General features: G+C 65.4%; 16 protein-coding genes. 8 read left to right on the forward strand and 8 right to left on the reverse strand.

Going from position 1 to position 14,612, the window contains the following annotated elements; genetic code table 11:
* Window positions 1-190 precede the first annotated feature (190 nt).
* On the forward strand, window positions 191-619 hold the full coding sequence (locus tag ACQR1Y_RS15495) for a globin family protein (protein WP_434875808.1): 429 nt from the start codon (window positions 191-193) through the stop codon (window positions 617-619).
* A gap of 63 nt (window positions 620-682) precedes the next feature.
* On the opposite strand, the gene ppx is transcribed toward ACQR1Y_RS15495, so the two are convergent.
* From ppx to ACQR1Y_RS15515, 4 genes are all read right to left on the reverse strand, one after another.
* On the reverse strand, window positions 683-2,182 hold the full coding sequence (gene ppx, locus ACQR1Y_RS15500) for an exopolyphosphatase (RefSeq protein ID WP_434875809.1): 1,500 nt from the start codon (window positions 2,180-2,182) through the stop codon (window positions 683-685).
* Window positions 2,183-2,209: 27 nt separating this feature from the next.
* Entirely contained in the window at window positions 2,210-4,405 is a 2,196-nt protein-coding gene (locus tag ACQR1Y_RS15505) for an RNA degradosome polyphosphate kinase (protein WP_434861248.1), read from the reverse strand.
* A gap of 138 nt (window positions 4,406-4,543) precedes the next feature.
* The gene (locus ACQR1Y_RS15510; protein ID WP_434875810.1) at window positions 4,544-5,221 is read right to left on the reverse strand and encodes a chromosomal replication initiator DnaA; all 678 of its coding nucleotides are present in this window, start codon (window positions 5,219-5,221) and stop codon (window positions 4,544-4,546) included.
* Window positions 5,222-5,277: 56 nt separating this feature from the next.
* Complete coding sequence (locus ACQR1Y_RS15515) at window positions 5,278-5,832, reverse strand: CDP-alcohol phosphatidyltransferase family protein (protein WP_434861250.1); 555 nt, start codon at window positions 5,830-5,832, stop codon at window positions 5,278-5,280.
* A gap of 155 nt (window positions 5,833-5,987) precedes the next feature.
* On the opposite strand from ACQR1Y_RS15515, the gene purM reads away from it, so the two are divergent.
* A complete protein-coding gene (purM, locus tag ACQR1Y_RS15520) occupies window positions 5,988-7,061 on the forward strand; it encodes a phosphoribosylformylglycinamidine cyclo-ligase (RefSeq protein ID WP_434861251.1) in 1,074 nt (357 codons plus the stop codon).
* 14 nt (window positions 7,062-7,075) lie between these two features.
* On the forward strand, window positions 7,076-7,729 hold the full coding sequence (gene purN / locus ACQR1Y_RS15525) for a phosphoribosylglycinamide formyltransferase (protein WP_434861252.1): 654 nt from the start codon (window positions 7,076-7,078) through the stop codon (window positions 7,727-7,729).
* A gap of 366 nt (window positions 7,730-8,095) precedes the next feature.
* Here purN and ACQR1Y_RS15530 read toward each other — a convergent pair whose 3' ends face one another.
* Window positions 8,096-8,305, reverse strand: coding sequence for a cold-shock protein (locus tag ACQR1Y_RS15530; protein ID WP_434861253.1), 210 nt, complete (start codon window positions 8,303-8,305; stop codon window positions 8,096-8,098).
* 356 nt (window positions 8,306-8,661) lie between these two features.
* Between ACQR1Y_RS15530 and ACQR1Y_RS15535 the strand changes: the two genes are divergently transcribed.
* On the forward strand, window positions 8,662-9,819 hold the full coding sequence (locus ACQR1Y_RS15535) for an autotransporter outer membrane beta-barrel domain-containing protein (protein ID WP_434875811.1): 1,158 nt from the start codon (window positions 8,662-8,664) through the stop codon (window positions 9,817-9,819).
* Between the two features lie 4 nt (window positions 9,820-9,823).
* On the opposite strand, the gene ACQR1Y_RS15540 is transcribed toward ACQR1Y_RS15535, so the two are convergent.
* Window positions 9,824-10,867, reverse strand: a complete 1,044-nt coding sequence (locus ACQR1Y_RS15540; RefSeq protein WP_434861255.1) for a LysR family transcriptional regulator — start codon at window positions 10,865-10,867, stop codon at window positions 9,824-9,826.
* 57 nt (window positions 10,868-10,924) lie between these two features.
* Between ACQR1Y_RS15540 and ACQR1Y_RS15545 the strand changes: the two genes are divergently transcribed.
* Genes ACQR1Y_RS15545 through ACQR1Y_RS15555 form a run of 3 tightly spaced genes read left to right on the forward strand, consistent with a single transcriptional unit; the run spans window position 10,925 to window position 12,751 of the window.
* Window positions 10,925-11,563 (forward strand): hypothetical protein, encoded by a 639-nt coding sequence (locus ACQR1Y_RS15545; protein WP_434861256.1) that lies wholly within the window; start codon window positions 10,925-10,927, stop codon window positions 11,561-11,563.
* The gene (locus tag ACQR1Y_RS15550) at window positions 11,550-12,173 is read left to right on the forward strand and encodes a GNAT family N-acetyltransferase (protein ID WP_434861257.1); all 624 of its coding nucleotides are present in this window, start codon (window positions 11,550-11,552) and stop codon (window positions 12,171-12,173) included. The genes ACQR1Y_RS15545 and ACQR1Y_RS15550 overlap by 14 nt, the downstream gene beginning before the upstream one ends.
* On the forward strand, window positions 12,173-12,751 hold the full coding sequence (locus tag ACQR1Y_RS15555; RefSeq protein WP_434861258.1) for an isochorismatase family protein: 579 nt from the start codon (window positions 12,173-12,175) through the stop codon (window positions 12,749-12,751). Before ACQR1Y_RS15550 ends, ACQR1Y_RS15555 begins: the two co-directional genes overlap by 1 nt.
* Before the next feature lie 18 nt (window positions 12,752-12,769).
* Here the strand turns inward: ACQR1Y_RS15555 and ACQR1Y_RS15560 are convergent, their stop codons facing one another.
* Window positions 12,770-12,946, reverse strand: a complete 177-nt coding sequence (locus tag ACQR1Y_RS15560) for a hypothetical protein (RefSeq protein ID WP_434861259.1) — start codon at window positions 12,944-12,946, stop codon at window positions 12,770-12,772.
* 41 nt (window positions 12,947-12,987) lie between these two features.
* Here ACQR1Y_RS15560 and ACQR1Y_RS15565 point away from each other — a divergent pair, with 41 nt between their 5' ends.
* Entirely contained in the window at window positions 12,988-13,155 is a 168-nt protein-coding gene (locus ACQR1Y_RS15565) for a hypothetical protein (protein WP_434861260.1), read from the forward strand.
* Window positions 13,156-13,250: 95 nt separating this feature from the next.
* Here the strand turns inward: ACQR1Y_RS15565 and rnd are convergent, their stop codons facing one another.
* Window positions 13,251-14,399 (reverse strand): ribonuclease D, encoded by a 1,149-nt coding sequence (gene rnd, locus ACQR1Y_RS15570; protein WP_434861261.1) that lies wholly within the window; start codon window positions 14,397-14,399, stop codon window positions 13,251-13,253.
* Between the last annotated feature and the right edge of the window lie 213 nt (window positions 14,400-14,612).

Genomic DNA, 14,612 nt, shown 5'->3' on the forward strand with positions numbered 1-14,612 from the left:
GTTGATGCGGCTGCGGCACGGTGCCGCGTTTTGAATAAATAGGGTAGGGTGGCGTCGGTCGCGTCTCATAGTCTTGAGCTGGATCGTCGTGAACCAGATCGTCTTGAACCAGATCGTGCCGCGGCGACACCACCACGTCGGACTTCAAGCCATCGAGCCATCATCGGTATTTTTGAAATTGGACTAGCGAATGTTGACTGCAGAGGAGATCGGCCATGTCAGGTCGTCGTTCGACATGGTATTTGCCAATGCCTCGGAGATGACCTCCACGTTCTATGACCGCGTTTTCGAGCTCGCTCCGGAATGCCGCCAGTTGTTTCCCGCCGACATGGAGGTCCTCAAGCGGGATTTCATCGCGACCCTCGCGGTGCTCGTCGGCAGCCTCGACAAGATGACGGGCCTGTTGTCCAGCACTGATATTCTCGGCCGCAATCATGCGCGCTACGGCGTCAGGCCGGAGCACTATCCCGTGGTCGGCGAGGCGCTGTTGTGGAGCCTCTCCAAGGGTCTCGGGCCGCAATGGACCGAAGACGTCGAGAACGCCTGGCGCAAGGTCTACGGCATCATCGCCCAGCGCATGATCGCGATCTCGGCCGGCGTCCCGCCGCAGCCCCGCTAGCGCCCTCAGGGCCGTTGGCCCGGCCGCTCGGCGTGTTGGTCCAATGCCGAGGCGCGAACTCGGCTAGCTCAGCACCACCGAGCCGGAGCGGCCGACGAGCCGGGCCAATTGCTTGAACCGCCCGCCGACGCGGTCGGCGACGAGATCGACCAGGTGATGTTCGAACACCAGCATCAGCTTGCGGTCCTGGGTGCGGAAATGCGTGGCGGACAGCACGCCCGGCCGCGCCGCCGAGATCAGATGCGCGACGCGGAAGGCGGTACCGAGCAGGCGGGCGCGATCGATCTGTGCGGGACTTAGTTGCTGGGTGAGAGCAGGGGCAGCCGCCTCGTCGCGCTGACCCTCGTAGCGGAAGAACACCGACAGCGCGACGAAGATGCGGCCCTCATGGCTGATCGAGCCGAAATTGCCGTTGAGGATGATGCCGTAGGTCTGCTCGCCGCGATGATCCGGATGCATCCGCCAGCCGATGTCGGACATCAGGCAGGCGGCGTGGCGCAGCCTGCGCTCGTCATCAGTCTCGCGGACATGCACGACGCGAAACAGCCGGTCGGTCCAGTCGATCAACTCGCGGGCATGCTGGGCCGAGCGCGACAGCAGCTCGTTCAACCCTTGCGCCGCGCTGAGCAGGCCGTCCTTGGCGCGCTCGGCATCCGGCAGCTTGGAGTAGAGCAGGCCCTCACGTACGCCGAAGGTGGAGAATACGACCGTGGTGGGCTTGGCGACGCGGATGATGTGCTCGAGCACCAGCGCGGCATAGGCGAGCAGCGGCCGGCGCGCCTCGGCGATCGCCTCGATGTCGGCCAGCATGTCCGCGGCGACCAGCCGGCGCAGCCGGCGCACGAAGGCGAGCGCGTCCGCGGCGGGGATCGCATAGCCGTGCATGACGCCGAGCGGATAGCCGCTCTGGATGATGTGGATGCGCGCCAGCGCGCGCCAGGTGCCGCCGACCGCGTAGAAGGTGCGGCCCTCGCCGGCCAGAAGCTGCGGCAGGTCGGTCAGCGCCTCGCTGGCGATCCGCTGCGCCTTCTTCAGCGATTTCTCCGCGAGGTCCTGCAGCGCCAGGCTGCCGAGCGGCAAGGTGACGCCGCTCCGCACCTGATGGCCGCGCACGTCGATCAGCTCCAGCGAGCCGCCGCCGAGATCGCCGACGATGCCGTCGGGCTTATGAATGCCGGAGATGACGCCGAGCGCCGAGTAGCGCGCCTCCTCGGGACCGGTGAGGATCTGGATCGGCACGCCGCAGATCTTCTCGGCCTTGGCGATGAAGTCGGGGCCATTCGAGGCATCGCGGCAGGCGGCCGTGGCGATCGCATGGACTTCGCCAACCTTCTGCACCTTGCACAGCGCACGGAACCGCTTCAGCGCCGTCAGCGCCTTGTCCACGGCGTCGGCAGCGAGCAGGCCGGTGGTCTGCACCTCGCGGCCGAGCCCGCACAGCGCCTTCTCGTTGAACACGGTGACGAGACTGCGCTCCATCGCCTGGTAGACGACGAGACGGACGGAGTTCGAGCCGATGTCGATGACACCGACATTTCCGGCCCTGGTCGCGGGCCGTTTCACCGCGTCATTCCCCTGAGAAGCAGGTCGCTAGGACGAGTTGCGTTCGTTCCGGCGCGTGAGCCGGCGCGGTGATGATTCCTTGAGCGACTTTCCACGGCCGGACAGACTCGGATTCGTCATGAAGTAATTGTGCAGGTTGAACGGCTCCTCGCCCTTCGCGGCCTTCATACGCGTTGACGACCCATCCGGCAACAATTGCCAGCTCTGCTCGGTGTCCTTGAGGTTGGCGACCATGATCTGCTCCAGCACCTGCTGGTGCACGGTCGGGTTCTGCAGCGGGCACAGCACCTCGACGCGGCGGTCGAGATTGCGCGGCATCATGTCGGCCGAGGAGATATAGACCGCGGCCTTGGCGCTCGGCAGGCCCTGGCCCATGCCGAAGCAGTAGATGCGGCCATGTTCGAGGAAGCGTCCGATCACCGATTTGACGCGGATATTGTCGGACAGGCCGGGAATACCGGGCCTGAGGCAGCAGATGCCGCGCACGATCAGGTCGATCGAGACGCCGGCCTGCGAGGCCTCGTACAGCGCGTCGATGATATCGGGATCGACCAGCGAGTTCATCTTCATCCAGATCACGGCCGGCTTGCCCTGGCGGGCAAAGCTGGTCTCGCCATGGATGTGCTCGATCATGCGCTTGCGAAGCGTGAGCGGCGACACCGCCATCTTCTCGATGTCGATCGGCTCGGCGTAGCCGGTGATGTAGTTGAACACCCGCGTCACGTCGCGGCCGATCACCGGGTCAGAGGTGAAGTAGGACAGGTCGGTGTAGATGCGCGCCGTCACCGGATGATAGTTGCCGGTGCCGGTGTGCACATAGGTGGTCAGGCTGCCGCCCTCGCGGCGCACGACCATCGACAGTTTCGCATGGGTCTTCAGCTGCAGGAAACCATAGACGACCTGCACGCCGGCGCGTTCGAGGTCGCGCGCCCAGCGGATGTTGGCTTCCTCGTCGAAGCGTGCCTTGAGCTCGACCAGCGCGGTGACCGATTTGCCGGCCTCCGCCGCTTCCACCAGCGTGCGCACGATCGGCGAATTGTTCGACGTGCGGTACAGCGTCTGCTTGATGGCGACGACATCGGGATCGCGCGCCGCCTGCTGCAGGAATTGTACGACGACGTCGAACGACTCGTAGGGGTGGTGGACGATCAGGTCCTTCTGCCGGATCGCAGCAAAAATGTCGCCGCCATGGTCGCGCACCCGCTCGGGATGGCGCGGCACATAGGGCGCGAATTCCAGGTCGGGCCGGTCGACGCGCGTCAGCTGCGACAGCTCGTTCATCGCCAGCACGCCGTCGACCACGAACACCTCGTCGTCGGTGGTCGCCAGCGCATCCTGCACGAAGTGGCGCAGCTCCTCCGGCATGTTGGCCTCGATCTCGAGCCGGATCACCGAGCCGCGGCGGCGGCGCTTCAGCGCGGTCTCGAACAGCCGCACCAGATCCTCGGCCTCTTCCTCGATCTCGATCTCGCTGTCGCGGATGATGCGGAAGGCGCCCTGGCCCTTGACCGTGTAGCCGGGAAACAGGCGGCCGATGAACAGGCTGGTCGCCTGTTCCAGGGTAATCAGGCGGATCACGCCGTCCTTGGCGCCGGGGAAGCGGATGAAGCGGTCGATCTTGCCGGGCATGCGGATCAGCGCGTTCATCGGCCGGCCGTCGGCGGTGCGCGTGAGCTGCAGCGCCACGGTGAAGCCGAGGCTCGGGATGAACGGGAACGGATGCGCCGGGTCGATCGCGAGCGGCGTCAGCAGCGGGAAGATGTTGGCGAGGAAGTGGTCCTCGATCCAGGCCCGCTCGCTCTTGGTGACATCCTGGCCGTCCACCAGCACGATGCCGAGCTCGGCGAGGAATTTTCGCAGGTCGCGCCAGATCGCCTGCTGGTCGATCGCGAGCTGCGACACGGTCTCGTTGATCAGCTTCAGCTGCTCGATCGGCGTCAGCCCGTCTGGACTGCGCTCGGCGATGCCCTCGCGCACCTGGGCGCGGATGCCGGCGACGCGGACCATGAAGAATTCATCAAGGTTGTTGGCTGAAATCGACAGGAACCGCACCCGCTCCAGCGCCGGGTGGCGCGGATTGACCGATTCCTCGAGCACGCGACGATTGAAATGCAGCCAGGACAGTTCCCGGTTGATGAAGCGCTCGGGGCTCGAGGCGATCTCGAGCCCGGCAGCCGTAACCGGCTCTTGTGCTGCAATCTCAGTCACTTGCTCAATATCCATCAGAACTCGATCCATATTCGGTCACGGCGCCAAATCAGGGCGCGAGTGCCAACCAGTAGCGCAGGCCGTATGACAGAGGGATGACGTCGCCGGCACCATTGAGGTTCCGGCGAAGGCTGCCGTCAAGATGGCCGGCGGTCACACGCTGCGGAGCAGCTCGGCCGCCAGGGCACGGGTGACGGGCCGTCCGAGCCGCAGCGACTCGTTGTCGAGCATTGCGATGGTCTCGCGCGCCGCCGCATAGGATCGCTCGATGCGGCTCGCCAGGTAGCTCACGACCGTCTCGTCGATCGAAAGCTGCCGGTCCGCCGCGAGCTTGACGATCAGGGCTCGAAACAGCTGGTCGTCGGGCGGCAGCAGGGTGACCACCGGGACGGCGCGCAGCCGCGACCTCAGGTCGGCCAGCGCAATCGGCAGGCTCGCCGGTGCCTCGCGGGCGGTGATCAGCACGAAGGCTTCGTCCTGGCGCGCCAGGTTCAGCAGATGAAACAGCGCCCGTTCATCGAGATCGGCGGCCGTGAGGTCCTCCAGCACCAGCGCGCCGGTGGCGAGCGCCCCGGGGACGGCGCCGGCCTCCAGCGCATGCGCCGACAGCGAGCGGGCGCCGGCCTGCTCGGCCCAGATCGCGGCGAGATGGCTCTTGCCGGAGCCGTCGGGGCCGACCAGGAACATCGTCCGGGCCGGCCATTCCGGCCATGCGTCGACCAGAGCGAGCCCGGACGCGTTGCCGGGACCTTCGAAGAAGTTGTCCCGTGTCAGGCTCTCCGCGTGCGGCAGGGCAAGGGCCAGCTGGCGAGGGGGAATGTGGCTGGCCAAGATCGACGTGCTCCGTAACGTGGCGTGCCCGAGGTCCGCGACAGCTCTTGAGAGGATCAGCGGACTTCAATGGTGCTCATGTGGCGCACCCAGTCGACCAGATACAGCCCGACCGACACGAGCGTAAAGACCGTGACCAGCACCATCAGCACCGCGTCGTAAGGCTTGGGCTCGAAGCCGAAGCTGAGTGAGGCGAGCACGAGCGCGGCAAATCCGACCTGGGCTGCCGTGTTCAGCTTGGAGACCATCAACGGCTTCATCGCGACCGGCCGGTCGAACAGCCAGGAGACGATCACCGCGGCCACGATCATGATGTCGCGCGAAACCACCAGGATGACGATCCAGCGCGGGATGGCGCCCCAGATGCCGAGCGTGACGAAGATCGAGACCAGCAGGGCCTTGTCCGCCAGCGGGTCGAGCAGGGCGCCGAGCTCGGAGCGGAGATTGAATCGCCGCGCCAGGAAGCCGTCGACGGCATCGCTCACGCCGGCCACCACGAACACCAGAAACGCGACCTCCATCTCTCCGGCCGCGATGGCCCAGACCACGATCGGCACCAGCAGGATTCGGCCCAGCGTAATCAGATTGGGGATAGAGTGGGGAATGGTCACGCAGCTGGTCCCGACGACAACTCGATCAAAACTTAACCCACTTCCGTGCGAAGCGAACCGGTCGGTTCCTAGATAGGGTGGGGACGAGCCCCCTGCGAGCCATTGCGCGCAGCCGGATTCCGACGTAACCAGCGGTCAGATTAGGGGTTTTTACCATGACCGAGCGCAAGAACGGGCTCACTTATGCAGATTCGGGCGTCGATATCGATGCCGGAAACCGTCTGGTCGATCTGATCAAGCCCATGGTGCGCGCCACCGCCCGCGCCGGCGCGGATGCCGAGATCGGCGGCTTCGGCGGCCTGTTCGATTTGAAGGCCGCCGGCTTCAAGGATCCGATCCTGGTGGCCGCGACCGACGGCGTCGGCACCAAGGTCAAGATCGCGATCGAGACCGGGCTGCATGGCGGCATCGGGATCGATCTCGTTGCCATGTCGGTCAACGATCTCGTGGTGCAGGGCGCCGAGCCGCTGTTCTTCCTCGACTACTTCGCCTGCGGCAAGCTCGACCCGGAGGCGACCGCCTCGATCGTCGCCGGTATTGCCGAAGGCTGCCGCGAATCCGGCTGCGCGCTGATCGGCGGCGAGACGGCCGAAATGCCGGGCCTTTACAAGGACGGCGACTACGATCTCGGCGGCTTTGCCGTCGGCGCAGCCGAGCGCGGCACCCTGCTGCCGTCGCCGGACATCGCGGCCGGCGACCTGGTGCTCGGCCTGGCCTCCTCGGGCGTGCATTCCAACGGCTACTCGCTGGTGCGCAAGATCGTCGCCCAATCGGGCCTCGGCTTCGATGCGCCGGCGCCGTTCGCGCCGGTGCTGACGCTGGGTGCGGCACTGCTGACGCCGACGCGGCTCTACGTGAAATCCTGCCTGCGCGCGATCCGCGAGACCGGCGCGGTCAAGGGGCTGGCACATATCACCGGCGGCGGCTTCACCGACAACATCCCGCGCGTGCTGCCGAAGCATCTCGGCGTCTCGATCGACCTGACGCATCTGCCGGTGCTGCCGGTGTTCAAATGGCTGGCCGGGCAGGGCGGCATCGCCGAGCGCGAACTGCTGCGCACCTTCAATTGCGGGATCGGCATGATCGTGATCGTCAAGGCCGAGGCCGTCGACGCCGTCACCGAGGTGTTCACCGCCAATGGCGAGCACGTGGCCCGCCTCGGTGAAGTGGTCGCGGCGTCGGGCGAGGAGCGCGTGATCTACACCGGCGCGCTCGATCTGGCTCTGTGAGACGAGCTGCCACGATGAAGCGCCGCGTCGCCATCCTGATCTCCGGTCGCGGTTCGAACATGGCCGCGCTGATCCGCGCTGCGACGCAGCCGGGCTTTCCGGCCGAGATCGCCGTCGTGATCTCGAACCGCGCGGACGCCGCCGGACTGCAGAAGGCTGCGGAGAGCGGCATCGCGGTCGAGGTGATCGAGAGCAAGCCGTTCGGCAAGGACCGCGCCGGCTTCGAGGCCAAGCTGCAGGCGGCGCTGGACGCGCGCGGCATCGAGATCATCTGCCTGGCCGGCTTCATGCGGCTGTTCACGGCCGAGTTCGTGCAGCGCTGGTATGGCAGGATGCTCAACATCCATCCCTCGCTGCTGCCGTCTTTCCCTGGCCTTGATCCGCACGGCCAGGCGCTGCGCGCCGGCGTGAAGCTCTCCGGCGCGACCGTGCATTTCGTGATTCCCGAGACGGACGCCGGCCCAATCGTGATGCAGGGCGCGGTCGTGGTGCGGGACGACGACACCGCCGACACGCTGTCGGAGCGCATCCTCGGCGTCGAGCACCGGATCTATCCGGAAGCGCTGAAGCTGCTGGCGAGAGACCAGGTGCGGCTGGAAGGCGATCTCTGCAAGACCACCGCGACGGAGCAGGCGGACCAGATGATGATCTGGCCGATGGTTTCGTAGTTGGGGCGTTGTTGCCGGGTGAGGGATCTTGTCTGCGGAGAGAGTGCGCTCGCGGAAAGAACCCCTCGCCCGAGTGAGTATGACGCTGCCACCGTCTGGCCCTCTCCCACCCTGGCGAAGCTTTGCTTCGCCAGGGTGGGAGAGGGCATCGCCGGCCGATCTGCGGGCTCGCTTGGGTGAGGGGTTTCTTTCCGCAGGAACAGCCGTGTATCGCCCGCGCTGAGCCTGCGTTCGGACAAAAAAATCCCCGGCAGGGCCGGGGGCGCATCAAGGGCTGACGAAGTCTGGTCATCCGCGTAGTAGCCTTGCGCGGAGTTCGTTAGCTGAGGGCGGCCCACATCATGGCATGTCCGCCCGCACACAGGTTCACGACAGCTTCAAATTCTCCGCCGAGGTCTTGCCGCGGCTCTCCACCAGGTCATATTCGATCGGCTGGTTCTCGTTGAGCGTGGTCAATCCGGCCCGCTCGACGGCCGAGATATGGACGAACACGTCCTTGTCTCCGCCGGCCGGTTTGATGAAGCCGTATCCCTTGGTCGGGTTGAACCATTTCACGCTGCCCTTGTAGGTCGGCATCGTTGTCTCCTCCGTCTAGACGAAAAAAAGACGCGGCCACGCTCGCGCGTGCCACGCCACAAACGGGCTTCCCGGGATCTGCTTGATTTCCGAAGTCACGAAACGCACAGTCGAACGGCCAATCCGATTGTATCCGAGATTGCAACACGATTTTCCGTCGATATCAAGTTTGCCGAACTGATGAGAACGCGTCGCGGAGTCGCAAGCACTGTCGCGCCAGCGCCTCGCGACGTTGTGGCGCCGGAACCACAAAGTTCCGCACGACCCGGCCGGACCGGAACATCCGGATTGACCATCAGGGAGAACTGCAGGCAAATCCCGACGGTTGATATTTAATCAATTCGGGGCGGGCATCGATGCGCGGCGCATCTCGGGCTGCAGAGACAGGACGCTCGCGCGGGTTCGCACGCGCACTGGCTGGTGTCGCCGCACTCGGGTTGACGCTCGTGCTCTCCGCTGGCGCCGCCGGCGCGGCAAGCCTGCCAAGCCCGTCGGCAAGCCCCACGCCCACGCCAAGCCCGACCCCCGTTCCTGTTCCTGTCCCAAAGGCAAGCGCGCTGAATGCCGATCTGTCTGCGGGCCAGTCGGTGCTCAATCTTGGCTCCAGCTTCCTGGAGCGGCTGGGGGTCGAGGCGACGCATGGCGGAAGCCGGCTCCAGCGCAGCAATCCCGGCGGCGGCGGCGCGTCGGAGGCGGCGGAGCAGCCGCGCTTTCGGACCTGGGGCGAAACCTATGGGGTTTGGGCTCGCAGCCAGCCCCAGGGCGATTTCGTCGGCGACCGCAGATCGACCTGGGGCGGCGTTGCCGGTATCGGCATGCGCCTCGCGCCCGGCGTGAATGCCGGGATCTCGGTGGACCAGAGCCGCACCTGGGTCGACGTGCCGCTGGCGCTCCAGTCGACCACCCTCGACCTGACGCAGCTGGGCTTCAATGCCTCCGTGGATCAGGGACCCTGGACCTGGGCCATCGCGGTGGTCTATGGCTCCGGTGGGATCAAGGCGCAGCGCGGCACCAGCCTGGGTGCGACGCGCGCAGCCTACGGCGCCCACATCACCGGCGTCCTGAGCGAACTCGACTACTACTGGAGCTTCGGTGAAACCCGGGTCGTGCCGAAGCTCGCCTTCGAATATGCGCGCGCAACCACCGCCGCATTCCAGGAAAGCGGCGGCCTCGAACCGCTCACTGTCAGCGGCACGTCGCTCGAGCGCGCGCGCTTTCTCGTCGGGGCCGAAGTCGGCCGCTACTTCATTCTCGATGGCAAGATCCTCGACCTCTCGGCCTACGCCAAGTTCGTCGACAATGTCTGCCAGAACCTCGGCTCCGTCACCGTCAGCCTCGGTCCGCAAAGCATCACGCTCCAAGGACTGGGCGAGGGCCGCTACGGCGCCGACACCGGAGCGGCGATGTCGCTGTCGCTGAGCAGCACCTCGCGCATCTATGTGAACTACGACGCCAAGCTTCGCTCGGCGCTGCAGTCGCATCAAGGCACGCTCGGCGTCGAGTTCAAGTGGTAGGCTCTCAGACCGGGCTGGGCGCGACGTAGCCGCCGAAGCCGACCACCTCCCGTGCCTGCGCCATCAAGGGGACCAGCTCCAGCGGATGGATGAATTCGTCCCGGAAGCAGGCGTGGACCTTCGGATCGAAAATGCGCTTCAGCCAGTCGATGACGATCTTGTGCCGGTCCGAGTTGCGAAACTCCTTGTGGTAGGTCAGCCACAGATCCATGTGGTAGTTGATGCCGAGGTCCACCGGAACCAGCGGCGCGCCGAGCGCGACCGCGGATGTCGGCAGGAAGCCGATGCCGGCGCCGCGCTCGACGGCGTAGAGCACGGCCACGCTCGAATTCGTCGAGATGCCGACGATGCCTTCGAGGGACTCCAAGCCGAGAATGCGGGCGTAGCCCGTCTCATCCAGTTGCACGCCGTGCTGCTTGATGATGCGGTGGTTCCTGAGATCGGCGAGCGTCTTGGGCAGTCCATAGGCGTCGCGATAGGATTCCGACACGAAGCCGTAGATGTGAAGGCGGCCGAGCTTGGCAACGATGACATCGGGATTGGTCGGCGGCTCGAACTGAATCGAGATGTCGGCCTCCAGCCGTGAGACGTCCGCCTGCTGCATCGCGCAGCTCAGATCGACCGTGATCCTGCGATAGGTCCGCTGGAAGTCGATCAGCCGCGGCAGGATCCAGAAATTGCCGGGGCCTTCGGTCACCGCGACGCGCACGGAGCCGCGGGTATCGGTCGAGAGCGAGGCGCGCCGGAAGATGTTGAAGCTCAGCCTTTCCATCTGTTCGACGTCGAACAGCAGCGACCGCCCTTCATCGCTGAGCGACAGGCCGGACTGATCGCGAATGAACAGCTTGCAGCCGAGCTCTTCCTCGAGCCGGTCGATCTTGCGCATCAATGTGGTGGCCGTGAGCCCGAGCACATCGGCGGCATGTCGAAAGCTGCGGTGCCGGGTACAAAGGAGAAATGCTCTTAAATCTTCCCACGATGCATTAAGCGTTTCGTCAGGTTTGCGGCGCTGCGTCAGCGCAGCGCCCCGATGCAAATGTTGCGGCATACACACTCCAGCCCCGACTAGTATGGTGACGTCATCAAAGCCAAGCTGGAAACATAGATGCAGAAGCCGCAGTGCGGAAGCACAGAATACAGCGTCCGACATGACCTCGACGCATTGCCGCAGTCAGATATCGTCACGGCGCACGCAGTCACGCGTGACCGTCTGGCTGAGCTCGCCGCGCTCGCGCGGCGGGAAATCCCTGGCGTGCGCGCCACCGAGCACGAGCTCGCCGAATTCCTGCGCTACGACCCGGACTCCATCTTCATGCTTTGCCGCGGTAGGAACCTGCTCGGCGGGATCGCCTTTCTCTATCTGAATTGCGCCGGCCTCGATGCGTTGCTGCTGGATGAGTTCAATTTGATTCAACCGCCGCGCCAATTTCTGGCGCGGCCCGGCGAGCAGGCCGCGGCGATCTACGTGTGGGCGCTGGTCGCGCAGGGCCGGGGCGCCATCGGGCTCGGCAATGTCGCCCGGATGATGCGCGAGCCCAGGTTTCGCGCCGCCGACTACTACGCGCAGCCATCGAGCGCGGAAGGACGCGCGTTTCTCGGCGCGCTTGGCTTCTCGCCGGTTCCTAGCTTTCAACCGGATCTCTGGTGGTACCAGCGGCCTTGGAACCGGATGCCGGAGCTGATCGACCCGGCGATACGGATGAATCAATTTGTGGAAGGGAGTGTTGCGGATGCACGGCATTAGTACAGCCAAGACGGCCAAATCGAATTCACGCGCGATCACGGTGCGCATCGCGCGCGATCCGAACGACCTGATGCTCGTCACTGCAATCCGCTCGGCGGTCTATCTGTCCGAGCAGGACTGCCCGATGGAGGAGGAGTTCGACGGCAACGACCTGGTCGCGGCGCATTTCCTCGGCTTCGTCGGCAATCAGCCAGCCGGCTGCGTGCGCGTGCGCTTCTTTGGCGAATTCGCGAAGGTGGAGCGGCTCGCAGTGCGCCATCAGTACCGGCGCTCACGGCTGTCGTTCAAGCTGGTGCGGGAGGCGCTCGATTATTGCCGGCGCAAGGGCTTCAAGAAGGCCTATGGCCACGCGCAGGATCGTCTCGTCGACTTTTGGGCGCATTTCGGCGCCAAGCCGCTCGGGCACAATCGCAAGCTGACCTTCTCGGATTTCTCCTACACCGAGATGGTGCTCGACCTCGAGCCTTGCAACGACGCAATCACCCTCGACAGCGATCCCTACATGATCATCCGGCCCGAGGGCGACTGGGATCGGCCCGGCGTGCTCGATCTCTCCGCAGGCCGGCCGGCATCTTCGCCGCTGCGGGATTTCTCTGCAGCGAGACCCTGATGTCGAACCGGGAGCTGTTCGGCGCGACCGACACGGATCCGCCGGTTCTGGTCTGCGCCGATCTGCAGCGCGAATATCTCGCACTGGGACGCAAGCACCTGATCGCGGACGGCGACGCCACCATGGCGCGCTGTCGGCAAATGGTCGCGTTCTGGCGCGAGCAATTGTGGCCGGTGATCCATCTCAAGCGGATCGCGCAAGCGGCCTGGTTCAACCCGGCATCCAATCTGACAGAGTGGATCGACGACTTCAGGCCGACGCCCGGCGAGATGGCCTTCGAGCATCCGCTGCCGTCAGCCTACAGCTCGGCGCGCTTCGCCGACTACATGTCGAACATGCGCAACATCCGCTGCGTCATGCTCGGCTTTTCGCTCGACGAGACGATCCTGTCGACCGTGGTCGACGGCTTTCATCGCAGCCAGCGCTATCAGGTGATCAGGGACGCGGTGGCCTGCCGCCAGGCCTGCGTCGGGGACGCCACTTCCTACAAGCTGGTCGTCACCAAGGTGATCGGCAACTTCGCCGGCGTTCTCGACAGCGCCGAATTGGTCGGAGCCGGCGGACGGCTGGCGGTGTGAGCGGCGCCGGCGTGGTGTTCAGCCCTCGGCGAGACGCTCGGCCAGATCGATCACCATGCGGCGGTCCGACGGATCGGTGATCTTGTTGAATGCAACCACGAGGCGCAACGCCTCCATCACGTGCAAATCAACAGGATTTTCGCTCAGCAGCCGCAGCAGCTTCTGTTCTGGCGGCTCGCAATCGTCTTTGCTCACACGGGCAGCTCCAGCACCGACATCACCACCGAGACCGCGACATGACCCGAGAGGAAGAGCTCAAAGAGCTGGCGAGCAGCCTCCAGGCGGCCATCGCGAGGGCGCGCCAGCTCAACCTGCCGACCAGCGCCTACATCCTTTCGTTGGCTCTGGTTGAGGTGTCCCAGACAATCGAGGCGGAGTTGAGGGGGCGGGCCGATTCCGAGTGAAAGTGTGGCAAATTCGCCGCGTATGCGGCGCTCCGCAATCAACTGGGTAAACGCCCGGAGCTGCAACCGGTCGTAGCGGCCAGGTCTGATCGCCGTCAGGCCCGGTCGACGCGGATCACGCGGCCCTTGTCGATCGCCAGCGCGAGCTTGCCGTGCTTCAGCGCCAGCGCCGCCTCACCGAACAGCTCGCGGCGCCAGCCCTGCAGCGCAGCCACATCCGCCTGGTCGTCGGCGGCGATCTGTTCGAGATCGTCGACGGTGGCGATGACCTTGCTGGCGACGGCGTGCCGCTCGGACGTCATGCGGAGCAGCACCTTCAGCAGCTCGACGATGGCGGCGCCATTGGAGTTGTTGCGCGGCTTTTCCAGCTTCGGGAGCGCGGCGAGATCACGCGCCAGCCCGCGCTGCACGGCGGCGACGATATCGGAGCCCCATTTGGAGCGCTCGAAGCCCTTCGGCAGCGAGCGCAGGTTGCCGAGCTTCTCGATCGTGGTCGGCGCATGCGTGGCGATGTCGCCCACGGCGTCGTCCTTCATGACGCGGCTGCGCGGCACGTCGCGGCTCTGCGCTTCCTGCTCGCGCCAGGCGGCGACCTCGATCAGCACCGCGAGCTCCTTGGGCTTGCGGACGCGGGTCTTCAGCCGTTCCCAGGCGCGCTCGGGATGGAAGTCGTAGGTCTTCGGCGAGGTCAGGATCTCCATCTCCTCGCTGACCCAGTCGCTGCGGCCGCGCTTCTTGAGGTCGGCATCGAGCGCGGCAAAGACATCGCGCAGATGGGTGACGTCAGCCTCGGCGTAATGCGCCTGCTCCTTGGTCAGGGGCCGGCGCGACCAGTCGGTGAAACGGTGGGTCTTGTCGGGGCGATGGCCGGTGATGCGTTCGACCAGCTGGTCGTAGGCGATGCTGTCGCCGTACCCCAGCACCATCGCGGCGACCTGGGTATCGAAGATCGGGTGGGGGACGATGCCGGCGCGATGCCAGATGATCTCGATGTCCTGGCGTGCGGCGTGGAAGACCTTCAGGACCTTCTCATTGGCCATCAGCTCGAAGAACGGCTTGAGATCGATGCCTTCGGCCAGCGCGTCGATCACGAGGGCCTCGTCCGGGCTCGCCATCTGCACGACGCAGAGCAGGGGGTAGTAGGTGGTTTCCCGCAGGAACTCGGTATCGACGGTGATGACCGGGTGTTGGGCGAGACGGGCGCAGGCGGCCGCGAGGTCCGCGGTGGTGGTGATCAAGTCCATGAACGATCCATGACGAGGCTCTTACGCCGTCGTCCGAAAACGCTGACAAGTCAAGGGTGTCGGCAAAGGGTACGAGACGAAATTCATCTCTGCTTGTCGGCCTAATCAGGCCGGAAGGCAAGCGCTGCCGTGTCCGCCGATCGCTCTATGGTTGATGATAGACGGGCCGGCGGGCCGTCAATGATGCCGGACGCGGCCGGAGGGCCTCCGTCC

The organism is Bradyrhizobium sp. HKCCYLRH3099, from assembly GCF_051167855.1.
In the GTDB taxonomy this organism is placed as follows: Bacteria; Pseudomonadota; Alphaproteobacteria; order Rhizobiales; family Xanthobacteraceae; genus Bradyrhizobium.